A 14,581-nucleotide genomic window follows, 5' to 3' on the forward strand; every position below is an offset into this window, starting at 1 on the left:
CAGTTTAGAGGAGTCAGAGATAAGGCATTTTTTTTATACAGACTTACTAAGTTATATGCATAAAATGAAAATCCCTCAGGTTTTTACATTGATCCAGAGACTTGATTAAAAAATCTGCAGAATACAATGCAAGCCCCAAAGCGGCTTTTGGAATTGATGAACTAACAGGAGAAGTAGGTGAGGTTAGCTTATTTTAGTATCGCCAAATTCCACACATTTTCTACACATTTGACTTTTGGGTGGGAAATGAACGATTTTTTATAGCCTTTCGACTTTTTATAGAAAAAAAGAACTGATTATAACTTTTTTATAATCAGTTCTCAAAGTGATTCCGAAGCGATTCGATTTTTGAAATCTCATAAATAATTGTATAACTTAAAATATTTGATAATCAGTGATTTTATTAAAATATGTGTTGCATGACATTTTATTTCGTTGTACAATTTTGCAAATATGTTGTGCAATATTAGTATATTTGCACAACCAATAATTGATGAGATATGACTACTGTAAAAGCATTTATTCGAACTGGGCGGAAAGATAAAGAGGTTAATGTTAGATTTCGTTTATCTGACGGAAGAGATGTTCAGTTATTCCATAAATCCGAATTTATGGTGCTTCCTACACTTTGGGATGCTAAGAACGAGCAGTATAAAGCCAAAAGCTTGGTGAAACTGGAGGAAAGAACATTATTCAATGCGTCTATAAACGAAAGGAAGAAGCTGATTTTATCTCTGTATGGTGGAGATAAGTCTTTGACAAGTGATAAGCTTGAGAAGTTAATAGATGAACATCTCCATCCTGAAAAATATGATGTAGCAGATCAAAAAGAATCATTATGCGAGATGTTCCAACGTTATGTAAATGGTTGGTTAGATACTGGCGTTATAGGTCTAGGCAGAAAGAAACACTATGATGTAGTAATACGGGAACTAAACCGGTTTTTCATTATTAATGGTATTGATGGAGAACCGGTAGAAGTATTTAATAAAGATATGATCCTCAAATTTCGTGAGTTCCTGCGTATTGAACATACTTTGGTTGATAAATATCCCGGTCTGTATATTGATATGAACAATAGAAACAGACCTTCAAAGGAAAGAAGTCAAAATACCATAGCCGAGAAGCTTTTATTAATTCAGGCTTTTATGGTTGAATTAGAACGAAATGATATTATCCCTGTTTCACCCTTCCGAAAAATAGGAAAGGAAAAGGAGGCTATTATGAAGCAACAATATGATGAACCGATATTTCTTACAAAAACGGAATTTAATACCATTTTAGTAAAGGACTGTCCAGATTCATTGCAGCGAGTGAAAGATCTATTTATTGTGCAATGTTGCTTTGGTTGTCGTGTCGGAGATTTTAGACGTTTCACTTTTGATAACATCGGAATTGAAGAAGGAATACCCTACATTCATTATTTACCTCAAAAAACACATAGGGATGGGCTTATACGAACCGAAATAAGAACACCTATAATTCGGATAGCTTATGACATCATAATGAAGTACAAAGGGGAACTTTCAAAAAATGCATTATTACCGTTTTATCCGGATGGAAATGGAGAGACAGGGTATAATTATCAAATAAAGAAATTGTTGGAATATTATGGGATAGAGCGTAAAATTGCAATATTTAATACATCATTGAGTACAAACGAGTATAAGCCAATTTATGAAATAGCAAGCAGCAAATTAGCTCGAAAAACTCATGTGGATTTGATGAATAAAGTACAAATTGATAAATATGCTGCCGGCCTTCATGCGAAAAATAGTAGTGCAGTAAACCGATACACCAATATGGGGTTAAAAGAGCGTTTTATTCTAATGTGTGCAGCTTTTGGATGTGAGGGTTATAACGTTTAATGAGATTTAAATAATAGACATGAAAACTTATAAAATGATGTAAAAATGGAAGTACTAACAGTGTTTTTCGAGGCTATTGATAATATATTGATAGGATATACTAAAAGGGGAAAATGTGAATTACCGGAATTTCTTGATAAAATTCTCAAAAGAGAAGATATTAGTTCTATTTTAAGCAAGGTGCGTGATAGCAAAGAAATTTCACAGGAAGCAATTCAAGAAGCAATAAATAACTTTACGGATTTAATTAGCCCTGATGAAATACCTGAAGGACTGATGAAGCTTTGGGAAGAAGAGCAGACCCCTTTAGGGCACATGGTTCCTGATGTATCATTAGATGTAGAGTTTCAATGCGTAGAATTACTTCGTAATAAATTATTTTCTTTAGCTGCTAATGATCGTATTCTTTATGCTAGTATGTTTGCAAAAGAATTTGATTCAAAATTATTCAATACAATCGACAACCTAGCAATGATTGATGAAAAAGGATATGATATAACATTTGCAGAAAATAGTGTAATCTCATTTATGAATGTTATGATAGAAACTTTTGCCGATTTCAATATTGATATTGTGGATTATTTGCAAAAAAAGAGTGATTGCGATCCTGATTTTTTTAAATATAAGAATTTTAGAGACAAACGCTTTGTTAAAACAAATGGCAAGGTAGGAGAATCGCTACATGAGCCATCTAATTATCAATATAACATTGATAAATTAACACAAATATATGGTTTCTGTAATGGGGACGCCTTTAAAATAGGTTTTGATGAGTTTATAAAGGCTGTTTCTACGGCAGATTTTTCTAATATATATAATGAAAAGGAAACGAAAAAAGCAAAGACCTCATTCGTTATTAGTATAATTAAAGATTATGTAACCCCTGAAGAGTGGTATAAAAAGGCAGCAAATAGCATAAATTTGACACCCTCAAAATGTAGTGGGGCAAATGTAAAATCTTGGGCAGATGATATTATATTTGCTATTCGGTGACTTAGACCACAATCGAACCACAACAGAATTAATGTTAAAGTATGTAACCCGTTGATATTTAGTAATATTGGCGGGATTTTTTTAGTAAATTCTTTAAATTACCTCACCTTTACCACAACGCCACAACACTAACTTTGCTTTCGTCAAACAACCAATAGCAGTAGCTACCTATTGGGGAAAGACGAATTGAAAGAGCAATAGTTATGAGTATTCAAGAAATTATTCAAAGCGGAGCCAATGTATCTATAACAGTTGGCGCAAATGATTTAGTACAATTTGCGAATCATCTGATTCGTTCTACTAAAGAAGAGCTAGAAACTTCTATTTCAGCAAAGCAAAAAGAGACTTATTTGACACCTGATGAAGTGAAATCATTACTTCATGTAGACCGTTCAACTTTATGGAGATGGGCGAAAACAGGGTATTTAATACCGGCAGAAGTTGGTGGAAAGAGATTCTACAAAAAGTCTGAAATTGATGCAATTCTCAATAAATAAGAAAGGGCATGACTATGGAAGAAAAGAAAAAGGCAGCCTCCACGACTGCCAATCTCCGATGTAGATCCGGCAACAAAGATAGCAAATCATCCCCAATAATCCAACAAGTAAGAGCTATTTTCTTGTCTGGCCGGAAAGTAACAGCTAAAGATATTAACGCTGAAACAAATTCAAATGATGCCAGACGTGTAATCTCTACCCTTCGAAATAATGAAGGCTGGAATATTAAAGACGTTCGTCTTGACGATAATAGGAAACTATATTGGTTAGAGTCGGATAAACGGCAAATGTTCATTGATTAGGAGGATGCGTATGGAAAGTGAAAAACAAAGAGACACGTTTATTTTCTATCGCAGTTTCAAAGAGAGCATGAGCGATTTATCGGACGCTGATAAGTTGATTATGTATGAAGCGATAACAGATTACAGTCTCGACATGAAAGAGCCTGAGTTAACCGGATTTCCCAAAGCCTTATTTTCGTTAATACGTCCTTTTCTTGACGCTAATATACAACGCTGGGAAAATGGTTGTAAAGGTGGTGCTCCCAAAGGGAATAAAAACAACCGCTTTTCAAAAAGTACAACCGAAGTACAACCAAAGTACAACCAAAGTACAACCGAAGTACAAGCTAATAAGGATAAGAATGTAAATAAGGATAAGAATAAGGATATTAATAAAGAAAATACTATCGTATCAAAGAAAGACGAGCTTTCTTTATCATCTCCATCCGAAGAATTTATAAAGTTCAATCAATGGCTAGATGATCACTGCCCTTTCGTATTGAAGGTAAAAACACAAATGACAGAGCCAGAATATCAAAAGCTTCTTGCCAAATACACCAAGAAAGAAATTAGCGATGTTCTTGAAAGCCTGAACAACTGGAAAGACTTTCCAAAGAAACGGACTAATGTATATCGTAGCACATTAGACGAATTGAAGAAGAAATTCGGAGAACGATAATTTTAAACTGTTACAATCATGGCAAAGACAGAGAAAATTTTGATAGACAATATATGCCCGCTGCATGATTTGGAATGTGAGAAGGCAGTGCTAGGCACATTAACTACTCCTGTATTATCCAACGGGGAGATCCCGGAGAATCTGACGGAAGATTGTTTCTATGACGAATTTAACCGCAACATATTCCGGGCTATTCTTGCAATTATATCCCGTGGAGATCATCCCGAACCAATCGCAATAAAAGGGTGTCTTGATAAAATGGGAATATCTTTCAATGTGGCCGAATTATTAAAACGCCTGGATGGTATGACGCTTGATTTCAATCAATACGTAAACCGCTTGTTTGATTTGAGTGTACACCGCAAATTCAGGGAAATAGGTTTGTATCTACTGAAACATTCCGCATCGGAAGAGGAAGATATTGAACAGGTGCAGACAAAAGCCGTCGAATCTTTATCCGGTATGTTCCGGCAATCTTCGGACAACATATACACGTTAAAGGATGGTTTGACGGGAGTACACCAACAAGTGAACCGTAATCTTTCCGGCCAGACAGCATTAACCGGAACGCCTACCGGATTCGATCAGTTTGATAGAAGGTCAGGAGGATTGCAAAAATCCGATTTGATAATCATTGCGGCAGAGCAAAGTATGGGTAAAACGTCACTGTTAATGTCTATTTTGCGGTTTGCGGCACTTTCAGGCACAAAGAGCATAATCTATTCAATGGAAATGAGAAAAGAGCAAATTGCGTCCCGTTTGGCTTCTATCGAAAGCGGAGTTCCGGCAAATCAAATCATGTACTCTCAATTAACAAGCTCCCAGTTAGAAAGCTTTGATAAAGGATTGGCTAGACTACTTCATCTTCCAATATATTTCGACGACAACAGTACCAGCAATATAGACAGCATAATAAACTCTATCCGGTACATGAAACGGAGATATGATATAGACGGTGCAGCTGTTGACTACTTACAAATCCTCAATGTAAACATGAAGGGAGCCAACAAGGAGCAACAGATGGGAGATGTGGCACGGCGACTGAAGAATCTTGCTAAAGAGCTTGACATTTGGATTATCGCATTATCACAACTCAATAGAGACAAAGATAATCCAGTTCCCTCTATAGCCCGGTTGAGAGATAGCGGGCAGATAGCAGAAGCCGCAGATGTGGTTATGTTGATTTATCGTCCAGAGGTGAAAGGCAAACCATACCCGGGAGAGTTTTCCAATGTAGAAACGAAAGGGACAGCAATGATAGATGTTGCTAAAGGACGAAACATTGGGATAATGAAGTTCATATGCAAGTTCGATGCTCCGACCACTCACTTTTACGACTTACAGGATATACCTATTTCGGCAAATGTTGAACCTGATCCCTTCTAGCTATGGAAATAGAAACAATCTACGGGCAAGTGATAGCGAAAGCAAACAACTATCAAGCCGTGCCGGGCAAAGACGGTCAGAAACGAATTATCAAAAATGACCGGATCAGGGAGTATGAGAAATCCTTCTGCCTACAATGCAAGAGATATCGAGGAAAACGCATTTCCGGTCGTTTCAAGCTATTTATTCGTGTTTGGCATGGAAGTATTCGCTTCGATCTGGATAATGCCTTAAAGACGATCCTTGATTGCTTGCAAACGGTTGAGGCAATTACAAACGACAGCCTATGTTTCGAGATTCATGCGGAGAAACGGATAGATCACCGGAATCCGAGAGTAGAGTTTGGTCTGGAAGAGATAAACGAGCAAAAAAATATATTCAGCCCAAATAAAGCGATTTAAGCCATTTTCTTTTGTGGGATGATAAGATATTCATCTTTGCGGAGAAAGTCGTTATTACAAAAGCATTATACCGAATAAAGGCAATTATGAAGAAGATTATAGAACAGAATGAAAGATACGATATAATTCAAATGAATTTTCGTAGTCTACCTATCACTTTCCGATGCTGGAAAGACGATAGCAGAATCATAGAGGCCAGAGTTGATGAAAACTTTGCCAAGGCCAACGGTTATCAATCTGTCGAAGATATGGCGGAAAAGACAATAGGCAAAGCCAAGTTTAAAGAAATGTTTGGCGGTGTACCTGACTGGATCAGAGTAAATCCAAACGGAGATTTCACATTTGTAGGGATTAATAGAGTATTGCTCAACTAAATAAATCATTAACAATTAAAATTTTATAAGTTATGAAACAGAAAGAATTTTATGGAAAAGGAGAAAAACATGTTTATGTAAGAAAAGGTGATAAAGGTGAAATCCTTGTGACCAAAACAAAGGACGAAGAACTCATAACGGAAGAGAACACCATACACCTTGATGCGGAAGAAGCCCGTAAACTTGGGATTCAGTTACTAAAGCTGGGAACCGAACCACTTGAAGGTGAATATGAATTGAAAACCGACATGGAAACTATTTCTGTCTGCCAAAGGATTAATCCAGACGATACACCGTGCAATACCGCTTGCATTGTGATTAACGAAAACGAGGATGCTAGGGAATTTTGGGAGAACAACGGACTGGAACCGAATTTCGACATAGAAGGAGAATCCCTTGAAAAACTGATTGCGTTATTGGCAAAGATTGTATAACTAATACCGGGTAGGTCTGCTTCGGATGATCTACCCGGCATAAATCAAAATGAAATGGAACAAATAGACGAAAAAAAGAATGCCGAGGAATTATTAGAAATTATTAATGAAGGGACAAAGAAGATTCTTGACCTGGCAGGGATTGCTTCACATCTTGGTGAGGATGTAGCTAACCATATGAAAGACAGATTGGAGGAAAAGAAAGATGAAAAAAGAGGAAACTAAAAGAATTTGTATCGGTGTCGGTAGTAATACTTTCCGATCGGACTTTGAAAAAATGCTTAGCAAATTACAAGGTGTCGTTACTCGTCAAAAAATAGAAGAGTTTGGCATCGAGCTAAACACTGAAATATTACAGGATTTGATTGCTGGTGGCGAAAATACAGGGAAAACGGTACTGGAGCGACTTAATAAAGATTTGTTGGATGATGCCAGTCTGCCGATTATACGCAGACAGAAGGAGCAGATGTACAACCAGCTATTACAAGAGTTCGAACAGTTGAAAGTTGACATACATAAGTCTGTGAAAAATTTCCCTTATATTCTTCCGGAAATGTATTTTATCGGTGACGATGGTTGGATTCATGCTCAGGAAGAAGCGTTTGCTCTATGTGATGAACAAGGAAAGATTTACATTGATAAACCGGAACAGATAGAAGTTTACCAACAGGCAATGAAAACCATTGATGAAATAAACAAGCTTCAGGAGATGGCAACTAAGTATGCTTGCAATGCTTTAGGATACAGGGCTGTAATAGGCTTTGAAAAAGACACGGCCCGTCTCTATCCCGGAACTTTGATCGAATGTCACTCCAATGGCATTTTTACGAGAATGTATGGAAATGAAAAACAATAAAATTAAAAAGCTATGAATGAAATTAAGAAAGAAGGACTGAAGAGAGTTCTCAAACGCCACGAAGATAATGTTGATAATATACAGGCTATCGTAAGCCGCATGACTGAAACAGGATTTACTATTTCAACCAAAGAGCTTGATGACTTGGCCGGTGTATGTGCTTTGCTCACTAAACAAGCGGAAGAGATGGCGAAAAAAGATGCTTCCCGAATAAAAATTGCCTTTAAACGTGAAGAGGATTATAAAGAGACTTTAGAACGTTTGCAAACTTGTATATCCGAGAACGCACATGAACTAAGAAAAGCTCTTTTGTACCATACAGCAAAGCCGTTAGATGTGGATGCCTACGAGATGTTGGGCAATAATGTAGTATTTTCCCGGAAATGGGCAGAACGGAAAGCACAGGAGTTTATGATCTCTCCTACAATAGCCCGTACCCATGCAACAAAACTTATCAACGATGTTAAGGAGGCCATTAATAATTTGAACGCTTTTGTTGCCGATAACCCCTGCTTTGGGAAAGGTATTACGACTTCACATGACTCCCGAAGATGTTTGTGCTGGTTGGACGATGAAGGAGAGTTGCATGAGGACAAAGAAGCATACGAATTTATTTAAAGAATTATCATTATGACTACAGAAGAAAGACAAAATTTTGACGCTTTCCAAAGAAAGTTACAGGAAAGCCCAGCGAACCGATTAGGCTTCTTTGCGAGTGTGGAAGGAATAGAAAAGCCTCAACCGGCAAATAATCCGTTTGACAAATGGAAACGGGATGCAGAGTATGAGAATCAGGCGATCTGCAAACATCTTGGTATTGAATACCACAAAGAGGATTTTACAGTATCAGACAAGGAACTGGCCCGTAACTGGGCACAGGGATTGCCAGACGCATAATATTAGATAATTCCGGGCAGGGATACTCTATTGATGCTCTGCCCGGTTTACTAAAGAAAATCAAGATGAAAACGGTGTATTCTCTAACTATTTAGGTTGAATTTAGAAAAATGGCAGCAATTATAGATTACATACCAAGAGTTACGTTATCAAACTTCAAAGAGTTAATAAAACGACAAGCTGAGACAGATAAAACACTGTTTAGCCGTTTCACTCTTAAAAACATACAGTATACCGTTATGATGTCCATAGAAGAGCAGGAACTTATCTTCTTTTGGGAATATCAAGGAACAAGGAACCAAAAAACGATCAAGCTCCATACTGAACCAAGCAATCTTGGAAACGGGTCCGTGCGGTACTTTCTTTGTCCTTATACCAGTCATAAATGCCGCAAACTCTTTTTGGATGGTAAGACAATCGCAAGTCGGTATGCTTTTAGCCATATTTACAGTATTCAGAAAGAGAGCAGATCCGGCCGCTTTTTCTATGGATTCGGACGATTGGAATACCCAGTACGAAGATACGGGAAACAGTTCTATAGAGGAAAAACAACCCCTTATGGACATAAAGTTTGGACATATCATAAGAAACTGGAAAAATACAACCGACAGTTAGATGAATATATCTTGCCTGCATCAAGAGGACGAAAACCATTAGTTATCAAATAATGAATTATGAAAGACAATATCTTAAGCCTGCCTAATGATGTATTAGGCGACATTTTCAGAGAGATTTATTCGGAATATGAAAAGAGTATTCGAAGTATGTTCACCGCTCCGGTCTGTGATCTAGAGATTACCGCTCAACAGGTTGCAAAAGCCTTTGATAAAAGAGGGCTGATAGAATATGCACCACAATTTTACATCTTCGCAACAGGAGTGTTTATAGGCATTAAAAACCGGAAGAATCCCTATCAAGAGATTAATGAGTGGGTAGCTGCCTATCGGATGGCTAAAGAGATGAATGTGAACGTCTCTGACATAGATCCAAGAAAAGCATTTGAGTATTATCTATCAAAAAATAAGAAGTTATGAAAGAAATAATAATTATTAACGGATGTAGTTTCAATCTTAAAGCTATAAAAGTCAAAAACTTTGTTTTAGCTGGAGAGTGTTTAGGGGATTTTACTAATAAAGAAGATGTCAATGAAATGCTAGCAGAAAAAGATAAGAAAACTTTGTGTGATGCGATTTCTCTTCTTTTTGTTGGTGATTGCTCCTTGAGCGATGCCTTATGTGAAGGTACTAAAGATGACGCTATAGAAGCTTTAAAGCAGATAGCATTGTATTATCAATCATTGTTTAAACATGCTAGCCTCATAGCTAAGAATGTATCACTAATGGCAGCAAAACCTAAGATATGAAAGTTACTGTTGATTTATCCGGTTTGGATTCTTTCATCCAAGAAGTCGAAGATGAAATTAACCAAGGTTTGATAGATGCGGCTCATAAGGCTATTGATACCCAAAAAGTAAAAAATGAGAGTAGCAAAAAGACTTATGAGAACCACACTTGGAACTTGCGTAATGCTCCAGGTGCTGCTGTTGTTCGCAATGGGGAAATCATTGATTTGTATGTCCCGGCAGATGGGGAACATTCTGAAGCGAAAGCTAAAACAGAGGACCTTCTAATTTGTGGGAAACGTCCTAGAAATGGAATAGTTGCTGCTGACGGAATGGAATATGCAAGTTTCGTGTCAAGCAAAGGTTTTGATGTTATGGACACAGCTTGTCATGTCTTAGAGAGAGAAGTAAAAGAAAATGTAACTACTAATATTAAAGTAAAATGGCAGGATTGAGGATTAATTTAGATGCTGATCTTACAAGATTCACTCAACTTGTAAAGCAAATACAGAAGGTAAGAGCGGAATTAGGAAAATTGTCTACCGCTTCACCTAGTTATGATAAGTTGTACAAAGAGTTTAAAAGAATAAAAGGCGAGTTGGACGAAATGAAAAAGAAATTCGCTGAAATTCAAACGGCTTTAGCACAAGTAGATATAGCCAGTGGTATAGTAAAACAGTCCGAAACAATCAGACATGAGACAGACGAAACTTCTAAACACTTTGAAGATTACGCGGACTCCTTAAACGCTGTAAAAAAACAAGTAACCGCATTACAAAAGGAATACTATGCACTGGAAGAATCGGAAAGAAATTCATCTGTCGGACAAGCTAAACTAAAACAGTGGGCGGCTTTAAATGCACAGTTGAAGGTTACAGCTGATTCAATGCGTGATGTTGCCAAAGTGGAAGAAAACGCCATTAAAGTTTATAAGTCAGCTGAAGGCTCACTGGTGCAATTAAGAAAGCAGCTAAGTATGTTGAACTTCCAGTATGACAATCTTTCTCGAGATTTACGTAATGGTGCAACTGGAAAGGAGCTATTGATACAAATTCAAGCCGTAACTAATGAGCTAAGTTTAGCGGAACAAGCATCTGGGCGTTTTCAAAGGAGTGTAGGACATTATGCCACTGCATACGACGGACTAAGAACACAAGTTAATATGCTCGCTCGTGAATTACCTAGTTTGGCAGTTTCTATGAACACTTTCTTTTTAGCTATCAGTAACAATCTTCCAATGCTTATTGATGAAATTCAAAGAAGTAGAGCTGAATTAGCTAAACTTAGAGCTGAAGGAAAGGAAGGTACTCCTGTTTGGAAACAACTTACCAAATCTCTATTAAGCTGGAATACTGCTTTAGTCGTTGGGCTAACACTTTTGTCTAATTATGGAAGCGAAATAGGTGAATGGGTAAAAAAGTTGTTTGATAGTAAAGAGAAACTTGATATCCTTAAAGAAGCGTTGAAAAATTATAATGAAGCCACATTAAAAGGGAAGAAGAATGCCCAAGATCAACTCGTCGAATTAAAGTTTTTGTACAAAGCTGCAATAGATGCGGCAGATGGTACAGATACTCGAACTAAAGCTATAAAGAAATTACAAAGTCTATATCCAGATTACTTCGAAGGTATGAATAAAGAAGCGTTTTTAGCAGGTGAAGCAAAAACAGCTTATGATAACTTAACTCAATCTATTTTAGATTATGCCCAGGCGCAAGCTATCAAAAACAAAGTTTCAGAAAACTTTGAGAAAATAATAGATATTGATGCCAAAATAGCAGAAGCTCAAGCGGAATATAATAGATTAGCTATAGAATCAAACAATAGCCTTAATTTTATATCATCAGGACTAGATGCGAAAAAAGCACAAGAACAACTCAAAATTTATAACGAGGCTAAAGAAGAACGAGAAAAGCTTATAGAGTCAAATAAGAAGTTAGAAGAAAGTTTCAATGCAGGTGCATTTCTTTTTACCCCCAATAATCAAAATAATACAGGAAGTAACTATAAAGACTCATACCAACAACAGAAGGCAGTTTTAAAAGCTCAAAATAATATTCAGGATTCCATATTAAAAAGCCAATTAGAAGCTCAAAAGATGACAATCAATATAATGGAAGAAGGTAACGCTAAAGAGCTTGCTCAAATTAATGCCAATTATGATGCAAAGATAGCAGAAATCCAAAAACGTGAAAGGGAGCTTCTGCAAACCTTACAAGACGCAGAATATGAAGCATGGAAAGCGGCAAATCCTGATTACAAGAAAAAAGGATTGCAATTTGTTCCTACCATTGTAGACATTCCCAGTGAACATAGAAATAATTTTGACGCTGAATATTCTTCAGCATATCAAAAGCAGCAAAACGAAATAAACAAACTGTTACAATCAACCCTCAACAAGTATCAGGATTACAATAAGCAGCGTGAGCAGTTGGTTAAGTCTTTCAATAAAGAAATGAAGTTTCTGAACTCACAACGTACCGAACAAAATTCGGAAGATATAGACCGGGCAATAGAAGTTGCAAAGAAACAACTCAAAGAAGGATTGAAAGGAATACGGGATGAAATGGAAAAAGAGTTTGCCGGACAGGAGAATACCTTTTTAAAGATGTTATACGGTGACATTTCTTTGATGGGATTTTCTGATCTATCCAATTTGATTTCCCAAGCCCGCCAGTTGAATGACTATCTTTCTGGAAAAGGTGACAAAGAGGAAATAACATTTATTTCTAAAGAACAACTAGAAGCGATTGAAAAAAGTCCGGCAGACTTAGAAAAGTTGAGAAAAGCACTGGATAAGTTGCTAGGTACAGGTAAAAAAGAAAATAAATGGGAAGAGATATTTGAAACCTTCAAAAAAGGCTTTGCTTCTCTTAAAAGTGCAAAAGATTTCAAAGAAATATCTGGCGCCATAGGTACAATAAGTAATGCCGCTTCATCGGCAGCTGGAGAAGTTGCAAACTTATTTGAAGCGATGGGTAAGACTTCAGCAGCAGATGCCATAAGTGGTGTAGAAAGCGCAATGAATACAATATCCAATATTGGGCAAGGTTTTGCTAAAGGTGGAATTGTAGGCGGTATTGCGTCCGCAGTAGGAGAAGCAGCTAATCTTATAGGAAAGGCTTTTGCGGCTAATTCTCGACATAAAAAAGCTCTTGAGGCTATTATGAACGAAACGATAGATCAGCAAAGAGAATATAACCTTCTTTTGTTGGAGCAAAATCTTTTGTATGAGAAAGCATCTACAATCTTTGGAGTTGATATTTATTCTAAGGCCAAGAGCGCAGTTATTAACATGAAGGACAGCGTAAAAAGCCTTAATAAAGAACTTACAGGCGGAGAATATGGGAACTGGCTCACAAGCATAACAAGAGAGCTTTTAAAAGGAGCTAATTTGTATGAAGGTTCCACCCTAGCTTTAAAGGACCAATATGCAGGGCTTGCCAACATAGAAATCAAAACCGGACACAAAAAAACAGGATTATTTGGATGGGGAAAGGGAAAGGATATTTATTCCTCTGTCCTTGATGTATATCCCCAATTAATAAAAGCTAATGGAGAGTTTGATAAAAGTTTAGCAGAAACAATTATCAATACCCGCACTATGTCAGATGAAAGTAAAGCAGCATTGCAATACATGATTGATTTAGCACAACAAGCAGAAGATGCTTACGATGAGCTTAATGATTATATGACTGATATATTCGGTGATTTGGGTAATTCTATGAGCGATGCATTAGTAGATGCTTTTTCAAATGGAACTGATGCAGCAAAAGCTTTTACTGACTCTGTTTCTAGTATGCTTGAGACACTAGCAAAACAAATGGTTTATTCTGTCACATTAGCTCCCATTATGGAAAAGGCACAATCAAAAATGCTAGATGTAATGAAGGATACCGGGCTTTCTGATGAAGAACGTTTCACTCAATGGACAAATATTTTGAATAACTTAGTTGATGATGCTATAGGTCAGCAGGACTTGGCCAATAGGTTATTAAGCGAATATCAAGATATAGCAGAAAGCAAAGGTTTTGACATATTATCGAATACTTCCACCTCATCCCAAGAATCTTCCAAGAAAGGCTTTGGCACCGAAATGACACATGAGGATGCCGGAGAGTTGAGCGGTCGTTTCACAGCTCTTCAGATCGCCGGAGAGGAGATTAAGAATCAGAGCGTAGAACAGACGAGATTGCTAGACTCTATAAATTCAATATTACTTAATATAGAACCTTCACAGGATTCTTTCAGTATTACCGATCCATCATTAAGCAGAGAAGCATTAAATAGTAGTTTTGCAGCCGATATAGCAATGAAGGCAGAATCTAACGCCCAGTTGCAGGCGGCTATAGTTAATCTAACTGGAGAAGTTCAGGCAATTAAAAACAATGTTGGTGAGATGTTGACTAATAGCGTAGAAGACAGGCTAAACCAACAAACTATCGCTGAAAATTCCAGTAATCTCAACAAGAATCTTCCCAAGATTACCCAGGCATTAGACGGCATAAAACAAAATACGAGTGGTTTGTCACATCGTTAATTTCATTCCATGCTATTATAAAAAATCCCCGGT

Annotated in this window: 18 protein-coding genes; all 18 read left to right on the forward strand. The window is 37.0% G+C overall.

The genetic code is table 11. The annotated features are described in order from the left end of the window. Positions 1-500: 500 nt before the first annotated feature. The 18 genes from BLW31_RS11575 to BLW31_RS11655 all read left to right on the forward strand — a co-directional run bounded on the left by BLW31_RS11575 (position 501) and on the right by BLW31_RS11655 (position 14,548). The gene (locus BLW31_RS11575) at positions 501-1,868 is read left to right on the forward strand and encodes a site-specific integrase (RefSeq protein WP_010538128.1); all 1,368 of its coding nucleotides are present in this window, start codon (positions 501-503) and stop codon (positions 1,866-1,868) included. A gap of 45 nt (positions 1,869-1,913) precedes the next feature. Continuing rightward, the gene (locus tag BLW31_RS11580) at positions 1,914-2,861 is read left to right on the forward strand and encodes a hypothetical protein (protein WP_010538129.1); all 948 of its coding nucleotides are present in this window, start codon (positions 1,914-1,916) and stop codon (positions 2,859-2,861) included. A 203-nt stretch (positions 2,862-3,064) separates the two neighbouring features. Next, complete coding sequence (locus BLW31_RS11585; RefSeq protein ID WP_010538130.1) at positions 3,065-3,358, forward strand: helix-turn-helix domain-containing protein; 294 nt, start codon at positions 3,065-3,067, stop codon at positions 3,356-3,358. Between the two features lie 14 nt (positions 3,359-3,372). Beyond that, positions 3,373-3,660, forward strand: coding sequence for a hypothetical protein (locus BLW31_RS11590; RefSeq protein WP_050544928.1), 288 nt, complete (start codon positions 3,373-3,375; stop codon positions 3,658-3,660). Between the two features lie 10 nt (positions 3,661-3,670). Then, a complete protein-coding gene (locus BLW31_RS11595) occupies positions 3,671-4,318 on the forward strand; it encodes a DUF6291 domain-containing protein (protein WP_221661787.1) in 648 nt (215 codons plus the stop codon). 18 nt (positions 4,319-4,336) lie between these two features. After that, positions 4,337-5,704, forward strand: a complete 1,368-nt coding sequence (locus BLW31_RS11600; RefSeq protein WP_010538133.1) for a replicative DNA helicase — start codon at positions 4,337-4,339, stop codon at positions 5,702-5,704. Between the two features lie 2 nt (positions 5,705-5,706). Further along, on the forward strand, positions 5,707-6,105 hold the full coding sequence (locus tag BLW31_RS11605) for a RusA family crossover junction endodeoxyribonuclease (RefSeq protein WP_010538134.1): 399 nt from the start codon (positions 5,707-5,709) through the stop codon (positions 6,103-6,105). An 86-nt stretch (positions 6,106-6,191) separates the two neighbouring features. Next, on the forward strand, positions 6,192-6,479 hold the full coding sequence (locus tag BLW31_RS11610) for a hypothetical protein (RefSeq protein ID WP_032837079.1): 288 nt from the start codon (positions 6,192-6,194) through the stop codon (positions 6,477-6,479). 32 nt (positions 6,480-6,511) lie between these two features. Beyond that, a complete protein-coding gene (locus BLW31_RS11615; protein ID WP_010538136.1) occupies positions 6,512-6,913 on the forward strand; it encodes a hypothetical protein in 402 nt (133 codons plus the stop codon). A gap of 54 nt (positions 6,914-6,967) precedes the next feature. Beyond that, complete coding sequence (locus BLW31_RS24460; RefSeq protein WP_153880769.1) at positions 6,968-7,138, forward strand: hypothetical protein; 171 nt, start codon at positions 6,968-6,970, stop codon at positions 7,136-7,138. Beyond that, a complete protein-coding gene (locus tag BLW31_RS11620; protein WP_010538137.1) occupies positions 7,119-7,769 on the forward strand; it encodes a hypothetical protein in 651 nt (216 codons plus the stop codon). Before BLW31_RS24460 ends, BLW31_RS11620 begins: the two co-directional genes overlap by 20 nt. Positions 7,770-7,781: 12 nt before the next feature. Then, a complete protein-coding gene (locus BLW31_RS11625; protein WP_010538138.1) occupies positions 7,782-8,387 on the forward strand; it encodes a hypothetical protein in 606 nt (201 codons plus the stop codon). A 12-nt stretch (positions 8,388-8,399) separates the two neighbouring features. Next, positions 8,400-8,666 (forward strand): hypothetical protein, encoded by a 267-nt coding sequence (locus BLW31_RS11630; protein WP_010538139.1) that lies wholly within the window; start codon positions 8,400-8,402, stop codon positions 8,664-8,666. Positions 8,667-8,776: 110 nt separating this feature from the next. Continuing rightward, the gene (locus tag BLW31_RS11635) at positions 8,777-9,334 is read left to right on the forward strand and encodes a hypothetical protein (protein WP_074759562.1); all 558 of its coding nucleotides are present in this window, start codon (positions 8,777-8,779) and stop codon (positions 9,332-9,334) included. 6 nt (positions 9,335-9,340) lie between these two features. Beyond that, positions 9,341-9,700 (forward strand): hypothetical protein, encoded by a 360-nt coding sequence (locus BLW31_RS11640; protein WP_010538140.1) that lies wholly within the window; start codon positions 9,341-9,343, stop codon positions 9,698-9,700. Beyond that, positions 9,697-10,029, forward strand: coding sequence for a hypothetical protein (locus tag BLW31_RS11645; protein ID WP_010538141.1), 333 nt, complete (start codon positions 9,697-9,699; stop codon positions 10,027-10,029). The genes BLW31_RS11640 and BLW31_RS11645 overlap by 4 nt, the downstream gene beginning before the upstream one ends. Beyond that, positions 10,026-10,463 carry a hypothetical protein gene (locus tag BLW31_RS11650; protein ID WP_010538142.1) on the forward strand — a complete coding sequence of 146 codons (438 nt, stop codon included), beginning with the start codon at positions 10,026-10,028 and terminating at the stop codon, positions 10,461-10,463. Before BLW31_RS11645 ends, BLW31_RS11650 begins: the two co-directional genes overlap by 4 nt. Next, on the forward strand, positions 10,451-14,548 hold the full coding sequence (locus tag BLW31_RS11655; protein ID WP_010538143.1) for a coiled-coil domain-containing protein: 4,098 nt from the start codon (positions 10,451-10,453) through the stop codon (positions 14,546-14,548). Before BLW31_RS11650 ends, BLW31_RS11655 begins: the two co-directional genes overlap by 13 nt. Positions 14,549-14,581: the final 33 nt, after the last annotated feature.

Origin of the sequence: Bacteroides faecis MAJ27 (genome assembly GCF_900106755.1) — a bacterium.
In the GTDB taxonomy this organism is placed as follows: Bacteria; Bacteroidota; Bacteroidia; order Bacteroidales; family Bacteroidaceae; genus Bacteroides; species Bacteroides faecis.

Coding starts and splice junctions, on each gene's coding strand:
- BLW31_RS11625 (WP_010538138.1), top strand. CDS start 7,782: ATGAATGAAATTAAGAAAGAAGGACTGAAGAGAGTTCTCAAACGCCAC.
- BLW31_RS11595 (WP_221661787.1), top strand. CDS start 3,671: ATGGAAAGTGAAAAACAAAGAGACACGTTTATTTTCTATCGCAGTTTC.
- BLW31_RS24460 (WP_153880769.1), top strand. CDS start 6,968: ATGGAACAAATAGACGAAAAAAAGAATGCCGAGGAATTATTAGAAATT.
- BLW31_RS11630 (WP_010538139.1), top strand. CDS start 8,400: ATGACTACAGAAGAAAGACAAAATTTTGACGCTTTCCAAAGAAAGTTA.
- BLW31_RS11590 (WP_050544928.1), top strand. CDS start 3,373: ATGGAAGAAAAGAAAAAGGCAGCCTCCACGACTGCCAATCTCCGATGT.
- BLW31_RS11605 (WP_010538134.1), top strand. CDS start 5,707: ATGGAAATAGAAACAATCTACGGGCAAGTGATAGCGAAAGCAAACAAC.
- BLW31_RS11640 (WP_010538140.1), top strand. CDS start 9,341: ATGAAAGACAATATCTTAAGCCTGCCTAATGATGTATTAGGCGACATT.
- BLW31_RS11620 (WP_010538137.1), top strand. CDS start 7,119: ATGAAAAAAGAGGAAACTAAAAGAATTTGTATCGGTGTCGGTAGTAAT.
- BLW31_RS11600 (WP_010538133.1), top strand. CDS start 4,337: ATGGCAAAGACAGAGAAAATTTTGATAGACAATATATGCCCGCTGCAT.
- BLW31_RS11585 (WP_010538130.1), top strand. CDS start 3,065: ATGAGTATTCAAGAAATTATTCAAAGCGGAGCCAATGTATCTATAACA.
- BLW31_RS11610 (WP_032837079.1), top strand. CDS start 6,192: ATGAAGAAGATTATAGAACAGAATGAAAGATACGATATAATTCAAATG.
- BLW31_RS11645 (WP_010538141.1), top strand. CDS start 9,697: ATGAAAGAAATAATAATTATTAACGGATGTAGTTTCAATCTTAAAGCT.
- BLW31_RS11635 (WP_074759562.1), top strand. CDS start 8,777: ATGGCAGCAATTATAGATTACATACCAAGAGTTACGTTATCAAACTTC.
- BLW31_RS11575 (WP_010538128.1), top strand. CDS start 501: ATGACTACTGTAAAAGCATTTATTCGAACTGGGCGGAAAGATAAAGAG.
- BLW31_RS11655 (WP_010538143.1), top strand. CDS start 10,451: ATGGCAGGATTGAGGATTAATTTAGATGCTGATCTTACAAGATTCACT.
- BLW31_RS11580 (WP_010538129.1), top strand. CDS start 1,914: ATGGAAGTACTAACAGTGTTTTTCGAGGCTATTGATAATATATTGATA.
- BLW31_RS11615 (WP_010538136.1), top strand. CDS start 6,512: ATGAAACAGAAAGAATTTTATGGAAAAGGAGAAAAACATGTTTATGTA.
- BLW31_RS11650 (WP_010538142.1), top strand. CDS start 10,026: ATGAAAGTTACTGTTGATTTATCCGGTTTGGATTCTTTCATCCAAGAA.